21 protein-coding genes are annotated in these 22,296 nt (G+C 58.8%); 8 read left to right on the top strand and 13 right to left on the bottom strand.

Annotated elements, in window-relative coordinates; all coding sequences use genetic code 11:
* Window positions 1–115: 115 nt before the first annotated feature.
* The 11 genes from HMPREF2547_RS02585 to arfB form a co-directional block, all read right to left on the bottom strand.
* Window positions 116–1,516 (bottom strand): MATE family efflux transporter, encoded by a 1,401-nt coding sequence (locus tag HMPREF2547_RS02585; RefSeq protein WP_070604636.1) that lies wholly within the window; start codon window positions 1,514–1,516, stop codon window positions 116–118.
* Window positions 1,513–2,598 (bottom strand): PLP-dependent cysteine synthase family protein, encoded by a 1,086-nt coding sequence (locus HMPREF2547_RS02580; RefSeq protein ID WP_224784294.1) that lies wholly within the window; start codon window positions 2,596–2,598, stop codon window positions 1,513–1,515. The genes HMPREF2547_RS02585 and HMPREF2547_RS02580 overlap by 4 nt, the downstream gene beginning before the upstream one ends.
* 20 nt (window positions 2,599–2,618) lie before the next feature.
* Entirely contained in the window at window positions 2,619–4,112 is a 1,494-nt protein-coding gene (locus HMPREF2547_RS02575; protein WP_083296848.1) for a type III PLP-dependent enzyme domain-containing protein, read from the bottom strand.
* 31 nt (window positions 4,113–4,143) lie between these two features.
* The gene (locus tag HMPREF2547_RS02570) at window positions 4,144–5,142 is read right to left on the bottom strand and encodes an ornithine cyclodeaminase (RefSeq protein ID WP_070653449.1); all 999 of its coding nucleotides are present in this window, start codon (window positions 5,140–5,142) and stop codon (window positions 4,144–4,146) included.
* Between the two features lie 164 nt (window positions 5,143–5,306).
* Window positions 5,307–6,059 carry an ABC transporter ATP-binding protein gene (locus tag HMPREF2547_RS02565; RefSeq protein WP_016422021.1) on the bottom strand — a complete coding sequence of 251 codons (753 nt, stop codon included), beginning with the start codon at window positions 6,057–6,059 and terminating at the stop codon, window positions 5,307–5,309.
* On the bottom strand, window positions 6,056–7,006 hold the full coding sequence (locus tag HMPREF2547_RS02560) for an ATP-binding cassette domain-containing protein (protein ID WP_070604634.1): 951 nt from the start codon (window positions 7,004–7,006) through the stop codon (window positions 6,056–6,058). The genes HMPREF2547_RS02565 and HMPREF2547_RS02560 overlap by 4 nt, the downstream gene beginning before the upstream one ends.
* Window positions 7,003–7,782, bottom strand: coding sequence for an ABC transporter permease (locus tag HMPREF2547_RS02555; RefSeq protein WP_070604632.1), 780 nt, complete (start codon window positions 7,780–7,782; stop codon window positions 7,003–7,005). Before HMPREF2547_RS02555 ends, HMPREF2547_RS02560 begins: the two co-directional genes overlap by 4 nt.
* Window positions 7,783–7,821: 39 nt before the next feature.
* Entirely contained in the window at window positions 7,822–8,760 is a 939-nt protein-coding gene (locus tag HMPREF2547_RS02550; protein WP_224783768.1) for an ABC transporter permease, read from the bottom strand.
* A 135-nt stretch (window positions 8,761–8,895) separates the two neighbouring features.
* Window positions 8,896–10,566 (bottom strand): ABC transporter substrate-binding protein, encoded by a 1,671-nt coding sequence (locus tag HMPREF2547_RS02545; RefSeq protein ID WP_016422017.1) that lies wholly within the window; start codon window positions 10,564–10,566, stop codon window positions 8,896–8,898.
* 221 nt (window positions 10,567–10,787) lie between these two features.
* A complete protein-coding gene (gene pdxY, locus HMPREF2547_RS02540) occupies window positions 10,788–11,714 on the bottom strand; it encodes a pyridoxal kinase PdxY (RefSeq protein WP_246819597.1) in 927 nt (308 codons plus the stop codon).
* Between the two features lie 41 nt (window positions 11,715–11,755).
* Complete coding sequence (gene arfB / locus HMPREF2547_RS02535; protein ID WP_070429282.1) at window positions 11,756–12,199, bottom strand: alternative ribosome rescue aminoacyl-tRNA hydrolase ArfB; 444 nt, start codon at window positions 12,197–12,199, stop codon at window positions 11,756–11,758.
* Window positions 12,200–12,338: 139 nt separating this feature from the next.
* On the opposite strand from arfB, the gene HMPREF2547_RS02530 reads away from it, so the two are divergent.
* From HMPREF2547_RS02530 to HMPREF2547_RS02505, 6 genes are all read left to right on the top strand, one after another.
* Entirely contained in the window at window positions 12,339–13,121 is a 783-nt protein-coding gene (locus HMPREF2547_RS02530) for an SDR family oxidoreductase (RefSeq protein ID WP_070604630.1), read from the top strand.
* Window positions 13,122–13,137: 16 nt separating this feature from the next.
* Window positions 13,138–13,818, top strand: a complete 681-nt coding sequence (locus HMPREF2547_RS02525; RefSeq protein ID WP_070604628.1) for an alpha-ketoglutarate-dependent dioxygenase AlkB family protein — start codon at window positions 13,138–13,140, stop codon at window positions 13,816–13,818.
* Window positions 13,819–13,851: 33 nt separating this feature from the next.
* Window positions 13,852–15,081, top strand: coding sequence for a sensor histidine kinase (locus HMPREF2547_RS02520; RefSeq protein ID WP_049192988.1), 1,230 nt, complete (start codon window positions 13,852–13,854; stop codon window positions 15,079–15,081).
* A gap of 73 nt (window positions 15,082–15,154) precedes the next feature.
* Complete coding sequence (locus HMPREF2547_RS02515; protein ID WP_246815967.1) at window positions 15,155–15,841, top strand: response regulator; 687 nt, start codon at window positions 15,155–15,157, stop codon at window positions 15,839–15,841.
* A 116-nt stretch (window positions 15,842–15,957) separates the two neighbouring features.
* Complete coding sequence (locus tag HMPREF2547_RS02510; RefSeq protein WP_070604626.1) at window positions 15,958–16,701, top strand: ABC transporter ATP-binding protein; 744 nt, start codon at window positions 15,958–15,960, stop codon at window positions 16,699–16,701.
* Window positions 16,698–18,131 (top strand): ABC-2 family transporter permease, encoded by a 1,434-nt coding sequence (locus tag HMPREF2547_RS02505; protein ID WP_048732383.1) that lies wholly within the window; start codon window positions 16,698–16,700, stop codon window positions 18,129–18,131. The genes HMPREF2547_RS02510 and HMPREF2547_RS02505 overlap by 4 nt, the downstream gene beginning before the upstream one ends.
* Before the next feature lie 23 nt (window positions 18,132–18,154).
* On the opposite strand, the gene HMPREF2547_RS02500 is transcribed toward HMPREF2547_RS02505, so the two are convergent.
* A complete protein-coding gene (locus HMPREF2547_RS02500; protein WP_016422008.1) occupies window positions 18,155–19,336 on the bottom strand; it encodes a YkvI family membrane protein in 1,182 nt (393 codons plus the stop codon).
* Window positions 19,337–19,435: 99 nt separating this feature from the next.
* Window positions 19,436–20,092 (bottom strand): peptide-methionine (S)-S-oxide reductase MsrA, encoded by a 657-nt coding sequence (msrA, locus tag HMPREF2547_RS02495; RefSeq protein WP_070604624.1) that lies wholly within the window; start codon window positions 20,090–20,092, stop codon window positions 19,436–19,438.
* A 102-nt stretch (window positions 20,093–20,194) separates the two neighbouring features.
* On the opposite strand from msrA, the gene menE reads away from it, so the two are divergent.
* Entirely contained in the window at window positions 20,195–21,343 is a 1,149-nt protein-coding gene (gene menE / locus HMPREF2547_RS02490) for an o-succinylbenzoate--CoA ligase (RefSeq protein WP_070604622.1), read from the top strand.
* A 56-nt stretch (window positions 21,344–21,399) separates the two neighbouring features.
* On the top strand, window positions 21,400–22,296 hold the full coding sequence (locus tag HMPREF2547_RS02485) for a 1,4-dihydroxy-2-naphthoate polyprenyltransferase (RefSeq protein ID WP_016422005.1): 897 nt from the start codon (window positions 21,400–21,402) through the stop codon (window positions 22,294–22,296).

The following is a 22,296-nucleotide window of genomic DNA, read 5'->3' as shown; positions in this document are numbered from 1 at the left end:
GGCGGTCAGTCGACCGCATATTCAGCTCCTCGGATCCCCTTCGGTAGAGGGAAAACGTCATCTTTACGTGGATGGTTCAGAGGATTTCTGGATGGGTGTTACGAAGCTTCGGCCGTCACACGGAACTAGTGGGTTGCAGGTGACGCTGCAGAGCGCGGTAAAGCAGAGCAGCGGTCGTGGAAAAGCCAAGGATGAGCCCAACCCAAACGCCATATCCTTCCCAACGAAGGCCAAGGCCAAGAATCAGGAGAGCTGGAACCCCCACCGCCCAGTAGCCCCAAAGGGTCGCACTGAGACCCGACTTCGTGTCGCGCAGCCCACGAAGGAGCCCCACCAGCACGTTCTGGGAACCTTTAGCGAACTGCTGTAGCACGGCAAGGCACAACAAGATTGTCGCTATATGGCGTGCATCGGGATTGGCACTAACGTTGGAATCAGTAAGGAACAGTCCAACGACGTACTTTCCCAGTAGCAACCAGAGCAAACCGACGACGGCAAGATAAATACCCACTGCGTGCAAAACCCGACGTGATACCTGTTTGACTGCCTCGGCACCATCCGCTAATGCACGGCTGACCAGTATAGATCCTCCGTGCGAGAAGCCGATACATACTTGGTAGACGATATAAGCGAGTTGGTTAACAACGGTGTGCGCTGCCAGCATGACTGGGCTAACCAGGCCCATCGCTAGACCTGCGATAGTAGTAATCGCAGCTTCAGAGCCGTAGGTAAGCGAAACTGGAATCCCAAGCCGAATAATGCGCCTCATGCATGCTGCGTCGCCGGGCCTCGGAATGACCGCGAAGAATTTCCGTAGCTGACGGTCTCTTTGCAGCAAGCCAGCAAAGGACAGCAGGGTAAAAACCTGGACGCAGGTGGTCGACAGACCGATGCCCACCAGTCCCCATGCAGTTCCCCATTCATTGACGCTTGTTAGCCAGAGGAATCCAGCGTTGAGAGCAGCGTTGACAACGATGGAAATGAGCGTAACCACCAGCAGAGAGCCCGGCCGACGCATGCCGACTGCAAACTGCCGCAGGACATTGAGCCAAATCATCGGGATAAGGCCTGGTGCAAGCGCGACCGTCATCGAGAACGCTAGCTCGGCAACAGTGTCGTCGATGGGCAGGATGAGTGCAAGCGCACCAAACGAAATCACGATGAGGCCACCAATGATCGCAGTTGCGGTGCCGACGGTCATGCAACTGCGTACCGCTTGGCGGATTCGCTCAGCCGCAACTTCCTCGCCTGTCTTTTCCCACTCCGACGCGGCCTCGGCTACTAGGTTGCCTCCGGCGGTGACCATACCGACACACATGGTGCGAATCTGGTTGTAGAACTGCATTGCGAGTCCGCCGCCGGCAATTGCCACTACACCGAGGGTCTGCAGCATCAGCACATCGGTCGTGGTTAGCGCAACCCCCGCTAGTTGAACGCCCACGATGGGTAGCGCAAGCGAATAGACATCACGGTAGGACACGGTTTGCTGGCCAATTGCACGAGCTGGATCTATCACCCGGCCACCTCGAAGGAATTAGCAATGGCACGAGAATCACCATAGGCTCTGAGCATTCGCGAAACTTGACGCTCCATAACTTCTGAATACAAATGATTTTTCTGAAGCCAATCAGTATCAAAAATTGTGTCGAGATATTTCTCACCAGCATCACAAACAATGACGACCATTGTTGTTCCTGCCTGAAACTCGTGTAGATGACGCAAACCTTCGTAGATTGCAGCACCTGCTGTGCCTCCAACCATGAGCCCATGTTCCCTAGCCAACACTCGGGCCGCGGCGAATGCCTTGACATCGCTAACTTTGACTCCATGGTCGATGAGGTCGTAGCGGACGTTATTGCCGATTTTGAAACCCGACGGAGCACCGGCACCTGATTGCTTATATGCCCCTGGCACCCCACCAAAAATGATGGAGCCTTCGGGTTCAACAGCCAACGACTCGGCGGTATGCCCAAGCTTCCTCAGATGTTCCGTTGTACCGCACAACGTCCCGCCCGTTCCGATTGCCGCAACGAGAACGTCAACCTTTTCTGGGATTTGCTCATCGAGTTCGTATGCAAGCTGCCAGTAACCAGCTGGGTTGTTGGGATTATTGTGCTGGTCTGGCCACCATGCATCCGAGGTCTCGGCGACAATTTCTGCGGCCTTCGCACGTCTAAGGCTCGTAGACGGAACACAGGATTCTTTATCCCCGACGAAGACCAACTCTGCTCCAAGTGCTTGCATGGAACGCAGCTTGTCCTTGGCAGCGTGATGATCCACAATCGCCGTAAACTTGTATCCCCGCTGAGAGGCCACAAATGCCAGACCTAAACCAGTGTTTCCACTAGTGGGTTCAATGATTCTTCCGCCCGGCTTGAGCTCGCCGGAGATCTCCGCAGCAACAATCATCTCCAGCGCCATTCGCACCTTTACGCTTCCCGTCGGATTTAGGCAATCCATCTTCAGTAATAACCGGCTTCCGGATCCGGTATTACACAGTTCAAGAATTGGCGTGTTTCCAATTAAACTACAACTCTCAAGCGAACACGTTGCGCAAGGTTTTCTTAATTTTTTTTCAGAATATGGAAAATCAATCATGACAGACCCCAATTAGACATTTAAACCAATTCCCGATATAAAGGCCTATCTATTTTCGGCAAGCTTCCCTGACCTTCCCAAACAAACCGCATGGGCAGACGAATTTGATGAAATTCGCTTTCATTTTTATCCATCTGATAACCAGCCGTATTGTGATAAATAACCAAATCCCCAACTCTCGGAATTCGATTCATTTGGACCTTTCGCCAGGTGAGCATGTCATATTCCATACAGCTACTTCCGCCAACACAGACACCAACCGAGCGCGATAGACAATTACTGCCACCGCTAGGCCTGCCCATGTAATTGGCGACATCATCTGAGCAGGGATTCTCCCATAACGTCATGTCAGGCATGTATTCACTGCCTTTCCATTGCTCAGAAAGACTCATACTTAAACCCGCAACAGTAATAATTATGTAGTTGTCTCTCCATTTCACACCCTGAATTGGAAAAACGCTCAATCCACAACCATCTAACGCCGCTCGGCCTGGTTCAATGGCCAACTGAAATCGCCCATTTTTTAGCCGTTCCGCAAGCGAAGCGCTAGTTCTATCAATCCTCTCAACTGAAGGCGAATTAGCTAATCCCGAAAGAATTTCATCTAACATTTCAGGGCCATCATTGCCCTGCCCGCCATACGGATAAAGCCCTTCTGGAATTCGACCAGCATGAAAATAGTCTCGCTTATCCGGTGAATCAATAACTTTTTCCCGAAACATTTCCCACTGGGATGGCTCACAATACTGAACCGAAAATCCTCCACCTATGTCCAGCATCTCTGCCGTCCATCCTTTAATTCGAAGAATTTCCATAAAATCCAAAGCTTTATGTGCTTGGCGGTTACGCTGAGCGGGACTGTATCCGTTCAAATGGAAGGTCACGCCCCTACAGTCAATCCCATTACTAGATTGTTCTCGCAGGACCTCAAGCTCTCGAAGCCACTGTGCCATGGAGGTGCCGAAGCGAGTCTCAGGCTGTTCTTCAGGCAGTAACCTAATCAACACCGGAGCATCAACGACTCCAAGATCCTTAGCCAGCGAATTAATTCGGAATAGTTCGCTCGGAGAATCTACTGCAATTAGAACTCTCTGCTTGAGAGCAAGAGTCAAAAGCGATTGCGATTTTTCCGCACCCGTAACAACTAAGTCGGCAGCACACACACCAGCGCCTAAAGCGCCGGTGAGCTCCTCCCCGCTCGCAACATCTACGCGATGACCCTCTTCGGCGACTGCGGGGATCCAGCACGCAGACTTATTTGCTTTGTGAGCGAAGTAGATATGCGAGTCGACTCCGTGACGCTCGCAAACAGCAGCAAAAGCATTCAAATTCTGGCGAAAAACCTGAGTATTTAGAACATGAAAAGGCCCTGCCGCTAGTGTGGCTAAACGAGTTAGTTCCGAGACGCCGTCACTTGGAATTGACAGTAAATCTTTCGCCCAGTCACGTTGTTTCGGGACCAGGGTCGAGGTCTTGGGCACAGAGAGTGTAGAAGCAAAAATTTTATCGTTCACTTTTCATTTCCCGTAGTGCCGACAGCGAGCGTTACGACCATAGCGACACCTCCGTACCTCGCCCAGCAGAAAATGCACGAACCGCAAGTTCCTGAGCAACTGGAATATCCGTAATAATCATTCCCGTCGAGAATGCAAAAACTCGGTCAGTTTCATTCGTGCGCCCTGGGGCCTTTCGCGCGAGAATATCGGGTAGTGTTGCATCCAATTCCACTTCTTTGCCCTGGAGCAATCGCTGCCCAACTAGCTCGAACTGTCCGGCACTAGTAGCAATTACCCTGTCTGCAGCAGCAACAGCACCATCCGCAATTCCCTTGGAAGCAACAGAAATTAGCAGCCCACCTTCGGGAATCCATTCAGTTTGAATCGATGGGTGCCAGGCACGACCGGAAGCAACTACGGTGATATCGCTGCTTTGAACTGCCTTCATAACAGAAGCATCATCGCGTTCAACTAGTTCGATATTCCGCTCGGGAAACCAGTGATTAAGCGACTTCCGGCTTTTTTCTAATCCTCCCGGATGAGTTCCATGCAGCTGTAGTTTTTCGAGGCTCGGCACTGCTGTGACCAAGTAGGAAAGTGTGTTAACTGACTGAATCCCAGTGCCAAAAACAGTCACAGTCTTCGCATCAGCGCGTGCACATTCTCGCGCAATCAATGCTGTCGTAGCGGGAGTTCGCGAGGCTCCAACTTTTTGGCAGTCCATTAGCGCGTATGGCATGCCGCTTTCATCGTCGTAGAGACTAATGGTGGTGTAGTACTTATCTGGGTTGTCGCTTCCGTGGCGATAAGAGGTCTTGTATCCAACGAGATCACGGTTGGCATCAAAACCGAGCATCGAAAAAGCAATCGAGTCCCGGCTCTCAACCGGTAAGTCAATCATCATTTTTGTCGGGCACTGCGAGGAACCTTCCGCGAATGCCAAGTATCCATCTTCTACTGCACGGATAACCAGCGAAGGTTCGAGTTCGATATCTTCCAAGTCCGATCGGGTCAAAAGTCGAAGCTTTGGAGTTTTTGAATCAATCAATAGAAGTCCTTCAAGCAAGTAACGATTGATAGCCAACCATTCAACCAACAAAAGGAGAGCCTACACTACCTGTCATAGGTATGGCTACCCTAATTCCTAAATTCTATCGGCGATCACAGGCAGTGAAGGTTCAATGACTCCAAGCTGGGCGCTAAGCAATATCGCTACTCTAAGGCGACGACGCCGTCGCACACGGCGGCGAGAAGCCTGTGTTCATGGCTAATCATGAGAACACCGCCGCCAGATACGGCGAAATCCCGGATGACCTCGACGATTGCCGCGGAGTTGGCGGCGTCGAGCATGGCGGTCATCTCGTCGCAGATGAGGTAGCGTGGACCGGCGGCCAGGGTGCGAGCGACTGCGGCACGCTGGAGCTGCCCGTCTGAGACCTGGCTAGGGAAGCGATCGAGAAGGTCCGGAGTCAGCCCAACGTTTCGGATGAGCTCGTCGATGTCCACACTTTTCCCGGTTCGCTGACCATCCCGCCGCCCTTGCCGCCCCTGTCGTGCGGCTGAGCGAATGGTGCGCCCCAAAGTCATCCGCGGGTCGCAGGACCTTCGGGGAGACTGAAACACCATCCCAATCTGGCCACGAACCCGCTGCCCGGCGCGGCTGCGCACAGCGCCGACCGGCACCCCGTCGCAGAAGCACTGCCCTAAATCGGGCACTTCCAGGCCTGCGAGGATACGGCCGAGCGTGGACTTGCCAGCCCCCGAAGGCCCACGAAGCCCGACGATCTGCCCTGGATCAACCCTGATGGAAACGTCCGATAAAACGACTCTCGCAGAGCCGTCCTTGGCGCCGAATGACTTCGACACGTTCTCGGCGACCAGCGCTTTGCCACTCGCCTGCGCGTCACAGCTCACCGAAGCCTGCTCACTCACCAACGCCTTACTCACCACAGCCTCCTCGTTCATTTCCCCGCCTCCTCGAGCCTGCGCGCGTAGCAATAGTCCTCGTCCAGGTTCGTCAAGCTCGGCACCACGCCGGGCATCGGCTGCATGCCGTTTTCGGGCAGCGCTGCGAGCAGGTCGCGCATGTATTCGCTGGCTGGGGCCTCAATCACCTGTTTTGCCGGTCCCGTCTCCTCAAGGCGCGATGCGTACATCACTGCAACTCGGTCGGCGATGCCGCTATCGCGCAGCTCGGAAATGTCGTGCGTAATTAGCATGACTCCCACACCACTGTCGGCGATTTGGCGAAGCATGCGCAGCAGGGCCATGGTCAGGTCGGGGTCGAGGGAGGCCGTCGGCTCGTCAGCAATCACCAGAGCAGGGTCGCCAGCCAGGGCGAATGCCACTGCTGCGCGCTGCGCCATACCCCCGGAAAGTTCGTGGGGATACAGCGCCGCGACCTCCGCATCCAGGCTGACTCGCCGCAGCATCTCCTCCACCGTGTGGTTGCGCCCCAGAACGGAAATTGTTTCTTTTAGCTGTGCCCCGACCGTGCGCACCGGTGTCAAAAACGTCGCCGCCGACTGCGGTACTAGCGCGATTTGCCGCCCCGCCAGCTCCTCGTCAGTGCGAGCAAGGCCCGCGCCGGTACGTCGCCGCGCCAGAATTTCGATGGGCTCGGCGTTCCTCTCCGCTTCTGCACCACTGTCAGCTGCCCCTTCGCGCGGATAGAAACGCACCTGCCCCTCTACTCTCGCGTGCGGCGGCAGCATGCCAACCACCGCCGAGGCAATAATCGACTTTCCGCAGCCCGACTCACCCACAACCGCGACGACCTCTCCCCTACCCACAGTCAGGGACACGCCCGTCGCGGCATGCACCACGTCACCACCGCGCAGGGGAATCCGCACTGTCAGTCTCTCAATGTCCAGCAGCTTCTCTCGCTTGCCGACGCCCTCCCGAGCACTCACACCAGCACCTCCTGTCCGGTCACCCGCTCCTTCAAATGCGTGCCGACGGCCGCAATACACAACGTTGTGGCGACGAGGAAAAACGAGGGAAACACCAAAATCCACCAATGGCCGAGAAGCAGGGCGCCCTCGGCGTCGGCAAGCAGAGTCCCGAGAGACGGCTTGTGCGGAGGCAGGCCCACCCCAAGGAAAGACAGCGTCGACTCGTGCCAGATTGCGTGCGGGATCAGCAAGATAAGGCCGACCAAGGACTGCCCCAGTGCCGCCGGAACAACGTGCCGAGCTAGCACGCGTGCGCGGCTCATTCCGGACAGGAGCGCGGCCTCGACGAACTCGGCGCCCCGCAGATGCAGCACGGACGCACGGACCGTTCGGGTGATGGTCACCCAGTGCGTCAGTACCAGGGAGATGATGATTGCGGGGACCGAGCCTCGGAAAAGGCTGACGATGAGCAGCCCCAGTAGCAGGTGCGGCAGCGCGTTGGTGACGTCGGCGCTGCGCATAATGACGCGGTCGACGCGCCCGCCGAGCATGCCTGCGGTAACGCCGAGGACGATACCGACGATCGCCGAGCACACTGCCGTGACCAGTGCAATGAAAAGGGAAATGCGCATTCCCGCAGCAACTCGAACGAAAACGTCGTGCCCCTTCGAATCGGTACCGAAGAAGTGCTCAGGCCCCGGGGCGACACCGGAATTGGCGAAGTCGGTGAGCACCAGGTCGGAGTCGTGAAACAGCGGAGTTAAAAAGGCGTAGGCAGCGATGAGACCAGGCACGCCACGGCCACGACCGGGGCGACCGGCCTCTTTGTCGTTTTAAGCATCTGCATCCACCCGTGGGTCGAGGACGACGAAGGCGACGTCGGCAAGCAGATTTCCGAGCAGGACGATAGCCGTCGTCGCGATAGTGAGAATGCTCAGCAGCGGAAAGTCCAAGCTCTGAGCCGATTTGACCAGCGCGGTTCCGAGCCCAGGCCACGCGAAGACCGCCTCCACCAGTGTCGATCCGACGACCAGCTCAGACAGTCGCGCGCCGATGAGCGCGAGGAAAGGCGGCACTGCGGTCGGCAGGATATGGGAGAAAATGATCGTTCGGCGCGGAATGCCGCGGACCTGCGCTCCGGTGACCGCGCCGGAGTCCATGACCTCGACGATGGACTCACGCAACGACAGCACCAGCCACGGCACCTGCGTAATCGCAAGAACGACAGCTGGCAGCGTAAGGTGCGCCACCGTAGAGGAGAAAGTCACGGGCTCGCCCGGGTAGGTCAGGCCTCCGGTGGGAAATAGCTTCCAGGCCAACGCAAAAAGGCCGAGGCCGCCGAGTGCAACGACGAAGGGCGGGGTCGCCTGAATCACCGTCGAGATCGACAGGACTAGCCGGTCTAGCACTCCCCCGCGCCGCACCGCAGCCCACAGTGCCAGAACGAATGACAGCGCGATAGCTCCGGCAAGTCCGCAGGCGCCGAGCAGCATCGTCCACGGCAGACGCTCGGCGAGCACCTGCGTCACCGGCTGTGAGTAGGACCTCGAAATGCCAAGGTCGCCCACCGCCAGGCCCTGCAGCCACACCAACCACGACTCCCACCAGGGCCTATCCAGCCCCAACTGGTGAGAAATCGAGACTCTCTGCGCTTCGGTCAGGTTGCCCGCCTGACCTTTGAGATACGCATCCAAAGGGTCGAAGGGGCTCACCGCCGCCAGCGCGAACACTGCTGCCGTCACCGCCACAACGATGGGAACGGCTACCAGCACTCGCCTCACGACGATTCCTGCGACCTGCCGTTTCCGGCTCTTGAAACGGGGTTGATGCTCAGAGGGGTGTAGACGCGGGTGTGAGTGCGGGCGCGAGCGAGGGTGAGGACGTGGGTGTGGCTCGGCTTTTGTCATTTACTTGTGCCATGCCCCCAGGTTGAACCACGGGCCGAAGTTCAGGCCGTGGGCATGGGGCTCAAGGATGGCATCCGGGTGCGTGTAGCCACGGTCGCGCTCGACATAGACATGGTCAACGTAGACCAGCTGCAGCATGGCGGGCTTTTCGGCGTAGAGCTTCTGAATCTTACGGTAGAGCTCGTCTCGCTTGGCCTGGTCCGCTTCGACGCGCGCCTGGTCGAGCAGCTTGTCGATCTCCGGGTTGACGTAGTCGGAGCCGTTATCCCACTTGGCACCGGCACCCGGCTCAGCGTACTTGGAGTGCAAGATTGAGTAGATCTGGCCGTCGACGGAGTACGGGGTACCGCCTCCTCCCAGCATGACCGGGGTCTTGGCGTAGTCCTCGCGGGTGACAGACTTGGAATCACGGGCGACCGGATTGACCTCAATGCCGACCTTCTTCAGGTCGGAGGCTGCGGCCAACGTCAGGTCTGTGCGGGCGTGATCGCGGTTCGGGAAGTAGATGACATCGAACGCGGCGCGCTGGCCGTCCTTGACGCGGATGCCGTCCGAGCCCTTCTTCCACCCGGCGTCGTCGAGAAGCTTCTCGGCCTTCGCGGTGTCGTGCTTGATCTCGGCGGTCGGGTCGTAGGCGTCGCCGTAGAAGTCCGCGAGGAAGGTGGAGTTCGGCTTCGCGTGGCCCTTCATCACGTCTTTCGCCATGGCCTCACGGTTGACAGCCAGGTTGACCGCATTGCGGATTGCCTGGTCACCGGTGACCGGGTTGCCCGCTGGAAGGGTGATTCCGCGCCAGTCCGCCGAATGCGCCGACTCGACCTTGAATCCCTCCTGGCCTTCAAATTCCTGCGCCAACGCCGGCTCCATAATGGTTCCGTCGCCCTCGCCGCCGCGCAGCTGCTGAGCACGGGAGTTTTCGTCCTGATTGACTCGGTAAATGACTTTCTTCAGCTCAGGGGCCCCGCCGTGATAATCCTCGCGGGCCGTGAAGATGGCCTCGTCGGCACGCAAAGATTCGAGCTTGAACGGGCCAGTTCCCACGGGCTTGGTATTGAGATCTGAGTCCTCGGCGGGCTTCAAATCATCGAAGTTGAAGGCCTCCGACGGGGCGATGCCGTTGAGGAGCTGGTGATCGAATTCCGCGTACGGGATATTCAGCTCGAAGACGACCTTGTCTCCGTCGGCGTGCACCTCATCGAGCATTTCCCAGTTCGGAGCCTCAGAGGAGGCCGAGCGCTCGTCGAGGATGGCCTTGTAGGTCGCCACGACGTCCTCCGGCCCGAAGGTGGTCCCGTCGGAGAAGGTGATTCCGTCCTTGATTGGAACGGTCCACGTTTTGTTGCCATTGCTCGGCTCGGCGGGGCCGGAGGCTAGCAGAGGCTCAAAGTCGACGGGCTTCGTGGAGGTGTCACCCGACACCGGCTTGAGCCGGAAAAGGCCCTCGTAGACCGGGGAATCGCCGGACCTGCTGTAACCAGCAACCGGGTTGTATCCGCCGGTTTCGTTGTTATCCAGCAGGACCAGGGTCTGCTCGGCGCTGGCGCCGGAGTCCCCGGCGGCACCGGAGGCGGACTTATCATCGGGGTTCGAACAGGCGGTCAACCCGAGGCCACAAATCGCAAGTGCAGAGACCGAGACAGCCAGGGTTCGCCCCGTGCGGGTAGAAAACATTTACTCCCCTTTATTGAAGGATAGGCACAACTAAGTAGTAACCGTTTTCATTATCTACTCATTGGAAACTTTATTTCAATGGTTCAAAATCTTTTCTTCTTGTTGCGCAAATGTTTAGAACCCAGGTAAAAGGCAGAAAAATCCCGAAGACCTGGTACGACGATGGCGGCAACACATAAGTGCTGCCGCCATCGACTCCCCCTATATTCGCTTATAAAGCGCTACGCTACCTTCGTAACCTCAAAACGCTGCTCCGGGTGGACGTAGGCCTCCTGCGCGCGCACGAGCTCCAGCTCGCCAGAGCCGGACTCGTGCGTGACCTTCAGCAGCTCAAAGATACTGGCCGCTGTGTTACCCAACGCGACCGAAAGGTCACCGTAAATACCGCGACCGCGCAGCAGGTTGCCTGCAAACAGCGCAGCCGCGACATCGCCGGAACCGTTGCGCTTCAGGGGCAGGTACGGCGTCGCCACCAGCCATGCGCCCGCACCATTGACGGCGAGCATCTCAATCTCGCCCTCCTTGCGCTCCGGACGCAGCACGCTGGTGACCAACACGGCCTCCGGGCCCATCTCACGAGCAGCATGAGCTGCCGCAATGGTGGACTCCAGGTCGCTGACCTCGCGGCCCGTCAGGTAGCCCAGCTCGAACTGGTTTGGCGTAATCACATCTGCCACCGGCACGACCTTGTCGCGCAGCAGCGGCGGAATGTCGTCCGAAACGTGGCAGCCACTCTTGGCATTTCCCATCACCGGGTCACACGAGTAGATAGCCTTCGGGTTGCGCTGCTTGGCCATCGCCACGGCCTCGATGATGACATCCGCAATATCGCTACCGCCCTGGTAACCGGAGATAATCGCGTCGACGTCGTCAAGCTTGCCCAGCTCATCGATACCCTTGATGACCTCGCGCACATCCGTGGCCGGAATCATCGGGCCGCGCCACTGGCCGTAGCCGGTGTGGTTGGAGAAATCGACGGTGTGGACCGGCCACACTTCAAAACCTGCGCGCTGCAGCGGGAAGACCGCAGCGGAGTTGCCCACGTGGCCATAGCTCACATGCGACTGGATGGACAGAATCGAGGGCACGCGGTTGAACTCCGCAACAGCTTCAGCTGCCTTTTCGGTAGGGGCCTGGTTTTCGCTCATACCATCTATATTGCAACGGATGCGCGAAAATCCCATATTCCCTAGTAGGCGCTGGGGCGACGTCGGCTGGCTTTGAGCTCGGAGCGGCGCTGCTTCTGCGCTTTACGACGGGCAATCGAGGCCCGACTCGGTCGAGTCCGCCGGCGCCTCGGAGGCGGTGGCTGCACAGCTTCTCGGATGAGTTCCGCTAAGCGCCGCCTGGCTTCCGCGCGGTTGCGTACCTGGGAGCGCTGCGTGGTAACGGACACGGTCAGTGTGGTGCCGTCGAGGCGGTGGCTGAGGTTCTGGAGAGCGCGGCGGCGGTGGACGTCGGAAAGCACGCTGAGCTCGGCAATATCGACCGATAGCTGCACTTTGGAGTCGGTGGTGTTAACGCCCTGACCGCCCGGCCCTCCGGAGCGTGCGAAGCGTTCAGTGAGCTCCGCTGCGGGGATGACGAGACCCTTTGGGATGCCGGGGCCTGGTGGGATGTTCAGGGGTTTCATGGTGGCCAGTGTAGCCAGGGCGCGTTTGTAATCGGGGCGCGTTTTCTCATTCGCCTGTTTCAGACCAAATGCTCGCTTAAGCTGGCGGATAACACTCTCAAGTTATAAAAACAGCAAGAAAAGGCAGGATTGAGGCACCATGGCCACTTCTGATTCCCCGTCCATTTTCATCTCCGGCGGCGCGCAGGGCATTGGTCGCGCGGTGGCCGAGAAGTTCCTGGCTGCAGGCTGGACCGTAGGCGTCTACGACATCAATGAGGATGCCCTGGCCAAGCTTAAGGCTGAGCGCCCGGAGATAGTCGTCGGCAAGCTGGACGTGACGGACTTTAAGCAGTGGGAGGACGCGCTTGCGGACTTCACCTCCCACACCGGCGGCAAGCTGACGGTGCTGGACAACAACGCGGGCATCATCGGCGATGGCGATATCATCGACCAGTCGCCGGAGATTATTCGCGCGCAGGTGGACATCAACTGCACCGGTCTGACTCTGGGTGCGAAGGCGGCGCACCCGTACCTGAAGCGCACTAAGGGGTCTCACCTGGTCAACATGGGTTCGGCTTCGGGCATTTACGGCCAGCCGCACATCGCGCCGTACTCCGCGTCGAAGTTCTACGTCTCTGGTCTGACGCAGGCTCTGGATCTGGAGTGGCGCAAGGACAAGATCCGCGTCGTCGCAATCATGCCGCTGTGGGCGAAGACCAAACTGGCGGACGTTTCCGCCGGTTCCACCCGTCGTCTTGGCGTGCGCATTACGCCGAACCAAGTCGCTGATGCTGTGTGGAAGGCAACGCACCCGCAGAGCTTCATTGAGCGCCAGCGTCACTTCTACTCGGTGTCGGCGGCAGACTTTATCCTGCGCTACCTGGGCAAGATTGGCCCGCAGTTCCTGTCCCGCCCGGTTAACGCAATCATCGCGGGTTAAGAGGCAAACTAAACCTATGCTCTTTGATCAACTCCCGCGCGATGATGCCCGCATCACGCCGGGAGTTGTTCATCTGCCGGGATGGCTTCCATTGGAGCGGCAATCGGGCATCATCACGCAACTCCGCGACATCGCCCGCGACGTTGCCGGCACTCCCCTGGCCATGACTCGTCCGCAGCTCAAAAGCGGCCAGATGCAGGTATTCATGCTGCATCTCGGCCGCATGTGGGCCACAAATCCCTACCGCTACGTCACGCACGCAGGCGGCGTTCGCGTCCCGCCCGTGCCTGACAATCTGCTACAGCTCGCCACCGAAGCACTTCGTGCCGCCGCGCTTTACGACGAATCCCTCAACCAGTGGCCCACCACTTTTCGGCCCGACATGGCGTTGGTCAACTACTACCCACCCGGGGCCACCATGGGGATGCACCAGGACCGAAACGAAAACTCCCCTGCCCCGATTGTGTCACTCTCTATCGGCGATGAGGCCCTGTTCCGCATTGGCGGGACTGAAAACCGCAACAAACCCTGGGATGACGTGACTCTCGCCAGCGGAGATGTGATTGTGTTTGGTGGTCCGAAGCGGCTTGCGTTTCATGGTGTGCCCAAGACTCGTCGCGGCACTTTGCCGGAGGGGTGCGGGCTTAAAGAGGGCCGCATCAACATCACATTCCGGCAAGTGGAAAACTCACACTAAACCGCGCAAGCCACCGACCGCTAGCCTAGACACATGCAGCGCACCGCTTCCTCCATGCACGCACAGCCTGCCACCGCGCAGACCCCTGCCCCACTCGACTGGCGCAGCCGGGTACGTTTCTTTGTCGGCTCGTTCCCAACTGCCGATCTCGCTATTGCGACTGCTTTCCTGCTGTGCTGCTGGTTGAGCATGACGCCGCTACTTACTTATGGCCCGAGCTTTACTTATGTCACCAATGTGATTCTGTCCGCGATGATTGCCGGGGCCGCAGCGTTTCGTCGTAAAGCAGTGCGTGCATCGTTTGTGGTTACGTACAGTGCCCTAGCGGGTCTCGCCTTGCTGGTGTGGCTATCCCCAGTGAACCTTGGGCTAGACCCCATTATTGTTGCTGCCCCACTATCTCTATGGGCTGTGACCAGGTGGGAACCGAATCGCACCTGGGGCATCGTTGGGCTGTTTTTAGGGTTGATTGGCAGCTTCCTCAACCCGGCAGTTCCTGCCTTCGGCTTTACCCCGGAACGACTGTTGGTCTTCGGTCTGCCGGCGGTGCTTATCACGGCGAGCGCGTACGCAGTGCCACTATGGCTGCGCATCAACGCCGAGGAACATGCCGCGGAGTTGGAGAACGTCGTGGCGCTCAACAAGCTGGAGTTGTCCAGGGAGCTTCACGACGTCGTGGGGCACGGACTCACCTCTATTAAGGTTCAGGCCCAAACCGCTCTGTACCTGGCGGAGATGGATGGCTCACGAGCGGAATCCGCTGCTGAAAAGACCACGCTGGAAGGTATTGCCCAGACCGCAGACCAATCGTTGCGGGATGTGCATGCGCTTGTCGATGCGCTACGTGATGGCGGCGAGATTAGCGCTGACCCGAATGAGATTCCGCGTCTGGTTGCGGCAGTTTGTCCGCCGGGTCGCGATGTTTCGGTGACTCTGCCGGAGTCTTATGGAGACCTGGCGGATTGGCCACTCGCGAAGCGTTTGACTTTGGTGCGGGCAGTGACGGAGTTGGCCGCGAATATGGCCAAGCACTCATCGGGCGCTGGTCAGCTGGCACTGGTAATCGATCCACCTGCCGATGCTGATGACAGCCCGGCGCGGGTTCATTTGGTGACTGCAAACCGGGCTGAGAGCGAAACTTTGGAACCCAGGAAGCGAGCTGGCGCTGGCCTGATTGGTCTGGAAGAACGCGTGGCTCAGCTCGGTGGCGAGATGACTTATGGTGAAAGCGACGGCATGTTCCGCGTCAGTATTCGGCTGTAAGCGGTTCGACCGAAGCAGGGCTGACTGTCAATCCTGTTGAGAAAGACGAGCAATGGATGTAATTCGAGTATTAGTGGCTGAAGATCAGGCTTTGATTCGGCAGTCTTTCGCGCAGCTTATTGATGCCCACCCGCAGATGAAAGTCATTGGTGCCGTGGGCGACGGCGCCGAGGCTGTGCGTCGTGCCTCCGGAGCCGATGTGGTCGTCATGGACATTCGAATGCCCGTGATGGACGGTATCGAGGCCACACGGCAGATTGTGCAAGGCGTGCCGTCCGGAGGTGCGGCTCGCGCTTCCACTCCAAAAGTCTTGGTACTGACCACTTTCCGCGAAGAAGACCTGGTGCTCGGCGCTTTAGAAGCTGGGGCCGCAGGCTTTTTGCTCAAAGACTCCAATCCCCGTGAGCTGCTTTCGGCCATCATGCGTATCCACCGTGGTGAAGGAGTCATCGATCCGAAGGTGACGCCGATGGTGTTGCGGCATGTTTCACCGCGCGCACCGCACTCAGGACAGCCAGCGAGAGCGTTCTCGACACATGGCGCTGACTCAGACCCCACTCACACAGGAACCCAATTCACACCCCGCGAACAGGAGATTTTGAACCTCGTCTGCCAAGGGCTTTCCAATGACGAAATTGCTCGCAGGTTGGTTGTCGCCACGACGACAGTGAAAACCCATGTGAAATCCCTGTTGACCAAGACAGGCTCACGCAGTCGCGTGGATCTTGTCATTTGGGCTGCGAAAAACGGGCTGCTGTAGCTTCTCCTCGCTGGTACCGTCATCCTCGCTATCGCCTCCTCCCTAGGGAGGATATTTCCGCCACCTCATCCTCAGGGAGGGCGCGAACCGTGCCAAACACTCCTATTACTTAAGGCATGAACGCACCAACCCCCACCTCAGGCCCTTCCGCAGACGCCGCCGCTCCCCTCCTCCAGCTGCGCGGCATCACTGTCTCCTACGGCAAGAACGAACCTGTCCTGAACGGCCTCGATATGAACGTCCGCGCCGGCGAGGTCTACGGGCTATTGGGACTCAACGGCGCAGGTAAATCCACGTTGATGAGCACGGTGCTTGGGCTAATTCCCTACTCCGGTGAAATCAGCATCGCGGGACACCCGTGGTCCGTTGTCGACCTGGACCGCATCGGCGCCTCCATCAATGGCCCGGCGTTCTACCCACAGCTCTCAGCCACCGACAATCTCAAAGTGCACGCACGTCTGACCGGCACGGACAAGAGCCGTATCGCCGAAGTCCTCGACTTGGTCGGGCTTCATGCTGGTAACAAGCGTGGCCGCGCTTTCTCAACGGGCATGAAGGTTCGTCTTTCCCTGGCGATGGCGCTGCTCACCGACCCCGACATTGTGCTTCTCGACGAGCCCACCAACGGCCTCGACCCCGAAGCTATCGTGGGCCTGCGCACCTTGTTGCGAAATCTTGCCGCTAGTGGCAAGGCCGTCGTGGTGTCCTCCCATCAACTCGGAGAGGTCGAGAAGAGCGTTGACCACCTTGGCGTCCTTGCTGGTGGCCGACTGGTCTACGAAGGCCCGCTGGCTGACTTTGCGGCTGCTGGTCAATCCCTCGAGCAAGCTTTCTTCACCGCAGTAGGTGTTGCCCGATGAGCACTCAACCGCACACGCGCACTCTTAACACGCGCACCGTTCCTGCCCGCCGCTACTTCCGCGCCGAGCTACTGCGGGCAAAGTGGTCACTCACCATGTTTCTTCCCATCATCATGGTGGCAATCGCTCTGGTCAGCATGGTCTTTTCTAGAGGCGTTGACGCCACCGCCATGGCGAGCGCCCACATCTACTCGCTTATCCTGCTTCCTCCCCTGGCTGCTATTACGTCCGTCATCGGCCAAAACCGTGAAGAAAAACTCCGCCAAGGCGGCCTAATCTGGCGCAATATCTCGGGCACTCGAGTGCTCCTTGCCCGCGCAGCCACTGTCATTGCCTCCGCGGCCCTCGGTCACGCATTGATGGCTGCACTCCTTGCCCGGAGCGTGAGCACCGCATTGCAATTCACGCTCTTTAGCACGTTGTCATTCTTCGTCTTCTGGACATTCGGCCTTGCCCTATGGCGCCTTGTGCCACGCGCAGCTCTCTTCCTCGCTCCGCTCGCTTCCATCGCTTGGGCCATCGCAGGAACACTGGACGCCATGAGCCCAAACTGGAAAGTTCTCCCGTGGACCTGGGCAATCCGCCCAACGTTACCTATCCACGGAGTGCAGGCTAATTCCATCTCGGCTCCCGCCGACAGCGAGATCTGGAACATCGCCATCCTGCCGCCCGCGTTGCTGCATTTACTCCTCGGGCTAGGTCTATTTGCCATCGCATTGCTTGCGCACGGAAAATCTCTCAGCTTGCCGACGGGCCGGGAACGCAGCACTTCGTCGTTAAGCCATGGCATGAGCGCGACCCTTCCCTGGCGCACCTGGTGGAGTCTCGCAGCGCTGATGCTTGCCGGACTTGCGGTCGTGCGTGTGGTGTGGAACCCGGAGTATGCGCTGGGGCTGCTGAGTTTCGTCTGCGTGCCGACGGCCGCAACCGTGGTGGCCATCATGACATGGACTTCGCAAGCCGATGCCTGGCCAGCACTGATGTATCGGCGTGCGCGACGCAGCATCACGCTCCGACTGTTTGCCTTGGATATGGCGTTTCTCCTGCCGGTGCTGGTGGTTGCGGTGGTTATCAGTGGTGCAGGCGGCGAGACCAATAGCCAGACGGGCATTAACCCCTGGCCGTACCAGGCGGTAATCGCGTCTCTTGTGGCCGCGATGATTGTGGCCGTGACCGGCTTAATTGCGCGTCGAAGTGTGGCGGCCGCAATCTTTGTCTCGGTCGCGCTCGGCGGTTGGGCGGTGATGGTTGGCGGTGATGTCCTCAGCGCCTCACCGTTGTGGTGGACCTCGGAATGGGGATGGACTTGGGTAGTCCGTGATTACCCCGATCGGTGGCCAGTGATGGTTCTCGTGTCCGCCATTGTGATGGCGGCGTTCGTGGCTTGGGCTCGGGCGACATCATTGAAAGCGATCCGATCCCAAGACTGACGGCGGCGCTACGAGCAGCCCACCTACTCCTCGATCGCCTCGCGGACCTCTTCGACACTGAGGTTGGAGTCTTCAATCTCCTCGCGGGCCTCCTTGTTCCGGCCACGGCGGACCAGGCGGAAGATGCGCTTGCGGCGGGAAGTCTCTTCACTGATGCGCTCGCGGCCGCGCAACCAGGCAACAAGCATGACAGTAATGAGCAGCAGACCGATGTAGCCCAGGATTGGGTAGACCCAACCGATTAGGTTCTGGAAGCCCATGAAGCTCAAGGCGAAACCGAGCAAGACCAGCGCGACGTAGACAATCTTGAATTTTTCCGGGTGATTTGCGGTGACGCGACGCCCCAGTGCGTAGAACATGCCAAGTGCCGTGTTGAAGATCATGCCAAGGATTACCACGGCCATGGCCTGGCCCAGCCACGGGTGCAGTCGATTAATGACGGTGAGCATTGGCACGGCATCGGTGGCGACAGTACCAACAGTGTGGAACAGCGTGATGGTGGTAATCAGCAGCATCGCGGAGTAAATCAAACCACCGGTAAACCCACCGGCTCCAGCGGCGCGGGGATTGAACAGGCTACCGCCAATAACAATCGCCATGGAAACCGCAACCATCAGGTTAAAACCAACATAGTTCACTGCGGCGACAACCCAGTTCGGCAGGGTAGTCGGGACTTCCGCAACGGCAGCTGCCTGCTCCGCGGCCGGGGTGGCATCGGTGAACGCCAGCGTATAAACACTGGCCAGCAGGATAAAGCCGACGATAAACGGCGTGATGGAACCGATCACTGTGGTCACTCGGTCAACATCGAGGAAACCGGCTGCAATGGTCACCAACACCATGATTACGGCACCGATCCACACAGGGATGCCCCACTGCTGCTCCATGTTGGCACCGGCACCGGCGAACATGACGAACCCGGTGGCGAAGAGCGTGATAATCACGCCAATGTCCAGTACTCGCGAGAAGATGGGGTGCGATACGCGTCGGAAAACTTCGCCGTGCTCGCTGGCCTGAAAATAGCTTCCCAGCTGCAAAATGATCATCGCCATCAGGCTCATGATTACCGCTGAGAGAACGGCACCCCAGACACCATTGATGCCAAAGGCGACGAAGTATTGCATGATTTCCTGACCCGTCGCAAAGCCCGCGCCGACGACCACGCCGACGAAGGCAAATGCAACGCGCAGTACTTGCTTCACCACAAGGGTTCACTCCTATTCGACTATCGGATTAATATAACCACCTTACTTTTCTCAGTGAGTTTTACTAATCGCAATTAAGCGTTCTACGAAGTTTCGCCTTTAAATTCCGCAGGCCACGCCGGTCGAATGCACTGGGCAGTAGCCGTTCGGATTCTTAAACAAGTACTGCTGATGCTCATCCTCAGCCCGGTAGTACTCCCCTGCCGGGGTCTCCGCGAGTGGCTTAATCTCCGTGGTGATGGCCCCCAGGCCAGCGTCGGCAAGCTTCGGCGCGTAGGCATCGGCGATCTCCTGTGCCCGGCGCGCTTGCTCGGGCGTCTTCGTGTAGATCGCGGAACGGTACTGCGTGCCGACATCATTACCCTGGCGGTAGCCCTGCGTGGGATCGTGGGCCTCGAAGGCCTTGGCGATCAGCTGGTCGAAGCTAATCTGCTCCGGGTCGTAGACGACCTCCACAATCTCGGTGTGGTTGGTGCGTCCGGTGCAGGACTCGCGGTAGGTGGGATTCGGCGTCATGCCCCCGGCGAACCCGACCGATGTGCTGAGCACGCCCGGTGTTTCCCAAAACAGCTTCTCAGCACCCCAGTAACAGCCAATCCCGATGTAGACGACCTCCTGGCCTTCCTCCCATGGGCCGGTGATCGGCGTGCCGAGCACCGCATGCGGCTTCGGATTTTCCAACACCGGGTGCGAGCCGCCCTTTAGCGCCTCATCTTCCGGCACCAGCTCCGCTGATCTACCAAAAATCCAACCCATCTTCGACGCCTTTCTATCTATGACTGTCTTTGGTCTGCGCAACGCGCCCGAGGCCACGATTGTTCCGACCTCGCCACCAGAAACTACGGAATAACACCGACTATGGTTTGGGTTGTGCGTACGCTCAGCCTGCTTTCCATCAATCCCCACAACCCGACCGCCATCCTGCCCGACCTCCGCGCTGCGCTGGACGGTGAGGTCTCTCTTCTTCCCGTTCCGCTTCACGACGGCACGCGCGCCTCAATCTTGCGGAACTCGCAACGCGCAGGTGAGCCAATTGATGAATCCATCGCGCTTGTTGTCGGCACCTCCGGTTCCACCGGCACACCGAAGGGTGCACAGCTGACGGTGGATAACTTGGTCTCCTCTGCTACCGCTACACATCAGTGGCTCGGCGGTGAAGGGCAGTGGCTGCTGGCGATGCCGGCCTACCATATCGCTGGCCTGCAGGTTCTCATTCGTTCGCTGCTCGCGGGCACGAATCCGGTGTGTGTGGATGTGACCGACGGTTTTGATGTGGCCGCATTCGCCGACGGCGCCGAGGCCCTCACCAGCGACCGTGCCTACACCTCGCTGGCTCCGATGCAGCTGGCCAAGGCCATGGAAGAACCCTTTGGCGCGGCAGCCCTGCGCCTGTTTGATGCTGTCCTTGTCGGCGGCGCAGCCTTGAACCCGCAGGTGGCAGCGCGCGCCGAAGAACTCGGCATCAACGTCGTGACCACCTATGGTTCCTCCGAGACAGCCGGCGGCTGCGTCTATGACGGACAGCCCATCGAAGGTGCACAGGTCGCCATCGAAAATGGTCGCGTTTGGCTGGGCGGACCGATGATTGCACACGGTTACCGCAACGCGCCCAGTCACGAGGCTTTCCATAAACCAGGTTGGTTCGCCACCTCCGATGCGGGCGAGATCCACGATGGCCGACTAGTCATTACGGGACGCCTGGACACCATCATCGACTCCGGCGGGTTGAAGCTGCACCCCGAAGTCCTCGAACGTGAACTGCTCGCCATCGATGGAGTTACGGGAGCCTGCGTGGTCGGTGTGCCACACCCAAGGCTCGGCCACGCTATCGTCGCAGCGTATGAAGGCATCGCTGAGCTCGGCGATGTCATGGACGGGCTCGGCGATGCTGAAGACGCCGGGCGAATCAATCACTGGATGATTCCCAAGGACCTGCGTCGCGTGGAGGTCCTGCCACTGATTGGTCCGGGCAAGGTCGACCGGAAGAAAGTCGTGGCGCTCTTTTAGCTCATTCAGACACGCATTAGTTCAAGGCATTTGGTGTCACGTCCTATTATTAATTCATGTCTGAAGCACCAAAGAGTCCTGCAACGGCGTCGTTAAGCGATTGGCTGGAAGGCGCGCGCCCCCATACCTGGGCGAATGCGTTTGCGCCGGTCATCGTCGGTGTCGGAGCGGCATCGACGCACGCGCCGATTATCTGGGGACGTGCGGTGCTCGCGCTGGTTGTCGCGTGGGCGTTGATTGTGGGCGTGAACTTCGCCAACGACTACTCCGATGGCATCCGCGGCACTGACGATGACCGCTCGGGCCCGCTGCGCCTGACGGGTTCTGGTCTGGTCGAGCCGAAGGTTGTGAAGTACGCGGCGTTCGGTTCCTTTGGTGTCGCCGGTCTTGCCGGTGTGGCGCTGTCCCTGATGAGCGCGTGGTGGCTCATTCTGGTCGGTGCACTGTGCATCGCGGCTGCGTGGTTCTACACCGGCGGTAAAAATCCCTACGGTTATCGCGGACTTGGCGAGGTCTCGGTCTTCGTCTTTTTCGGTCTCGTCGCGGTGCTCGGCACGGAATTCACCCAGACGGGCTCGCTGTCTTGGGTCGGCCTGGCCTGCGCAATTGGTATTGGTTCGGTGTCTTCTGCCGTGAACCTGGCGAACAACTTGCGCGACATCCCCACCGACGCCGCTACCGGCAAGATCACCTTGGCAGTTCGCCTGGGCGACTTCCGCACCCGCATCGTCTGGCAGATTCTCTCCCTCATGCCCGCGCTGGCCAGCAGCTTTATCGCTTTCTGGCGCCCATGGGCGCTGGTGGGTCTGCTCATCGTGCCGCTGTGGGTGAAGGCCTCCGAGCCAATTCGCATGCATAAGAAGGGCAAGGAGCTCATCCCGGTACTGGGGCTTACCGGCAAGATGATGCTTGCCTGGTCCGTCATTACGGCACTCGCACTCGCGCTCAGCTAG

The organism is Corynebacterium sp. HMSC055G02 (assembly GCF_001809065.1).
Classification (GTDB): domain Bacteria; phylum Actinomycetota; class Actinomycetes; order Mycobacteriales; family Mycobacteriaceae; genus Corynebacterium; species Corynebacterium jeikeium_D.
Note: the sequence above shows the minus strand (reverse complement) of the source record. Positions and strands in the feature narration are given on the sequence as shown.

Coding starts and splice junctions, on each gene's coding strand:
- HMPREF2547_RS02580 (WP_224784294.1), bottom strand. CDS start 2,598: ATGATTGATTTTCCATATTCTGAAAAAAAATTAAGAAAACCTTGCGCA.
- HMPREF2547_RS02565 (WP_016422021.1), bottom strand. CDS start 6,059: ATGAACGAGGAGGCTGTGGTGAGTAAGGCGTTGGTGAGTGAGCAGGCT.
- HMPREF2547_RS02545 (WP_016422017.1), bottom strand. CDS start 10,566: ATGTTTTCTACCCGCACGGGGCGAACCCTGGCTGTCTCGGTCTCTGCA.
- pdxY (WP_246819597.1), bottom strand. CDS start 11,714: ATGAGCGAAAACCAGGCCCCTACCGAAAAGGCAGCTGAAGCTGTTGCG.
- arfB (WP_070429282.1), bottom strand. CDS start 12,199: ATGAAACCCCTGAACATCCCACCAGGCCCCGGCATCCCAAAGGGTCTC.
- HMPREF2547_RS02530 (WP_070604630.1), top strand. CDS start 12,339: ATGGCCACTTCTGATTCCCCGTCCATTTTCATCTCCGGCGGCGCGCAG.
- HMPREF2547_RS02525 (WP_070604628.1), top strand. CDS start 13,138: ATGCTCTTTGATCAACTCCCGCGCGATGATGCCCGCATCACGCCGGGA.
- HMPREF2547_RS02520 (WP_049192988.1), top strand. CDS start 13,852: ATGCAGCGCACCGCTTCCTCCATGCACGCACAGCCTGCCACCGCGCAG.
- HMPREF2547_RS02510 (WP_070604626.1), top strand. CDS start 15,958: ATGAACGCACCAACCCCCACCTCAGGCCCTTCCGCAGACGCCGCCGCT.
- HMPREF2547_RS02505 (WP_048732383.1), top strand. CDS start 16,698: ATGAGCACTCAACCGCACACGCGCACTCTTAACACGCGCACCGTTCCT.
- msrA (WP_070604624.1), bottom strand. CDS start 20,092: ATGGGTTGGATTTTTGGTAGATCAGCGGAGCTGGTGCCGGAAGATGAG.
- menE (WP_070604622.1), top strand. CDS start 20,195: ATGGTTTGGGTTGTGCGTACGCTCAGCCTGCTTTCCATCAATCCCCAC.
- HMPREF2547_RS02485 (WP_016422005.1), top strand. CDS start 21,400: ATGTCTGAAGCACCAAAGAGTCCTGCAACGGCGTCGTTAAGCGATTGG.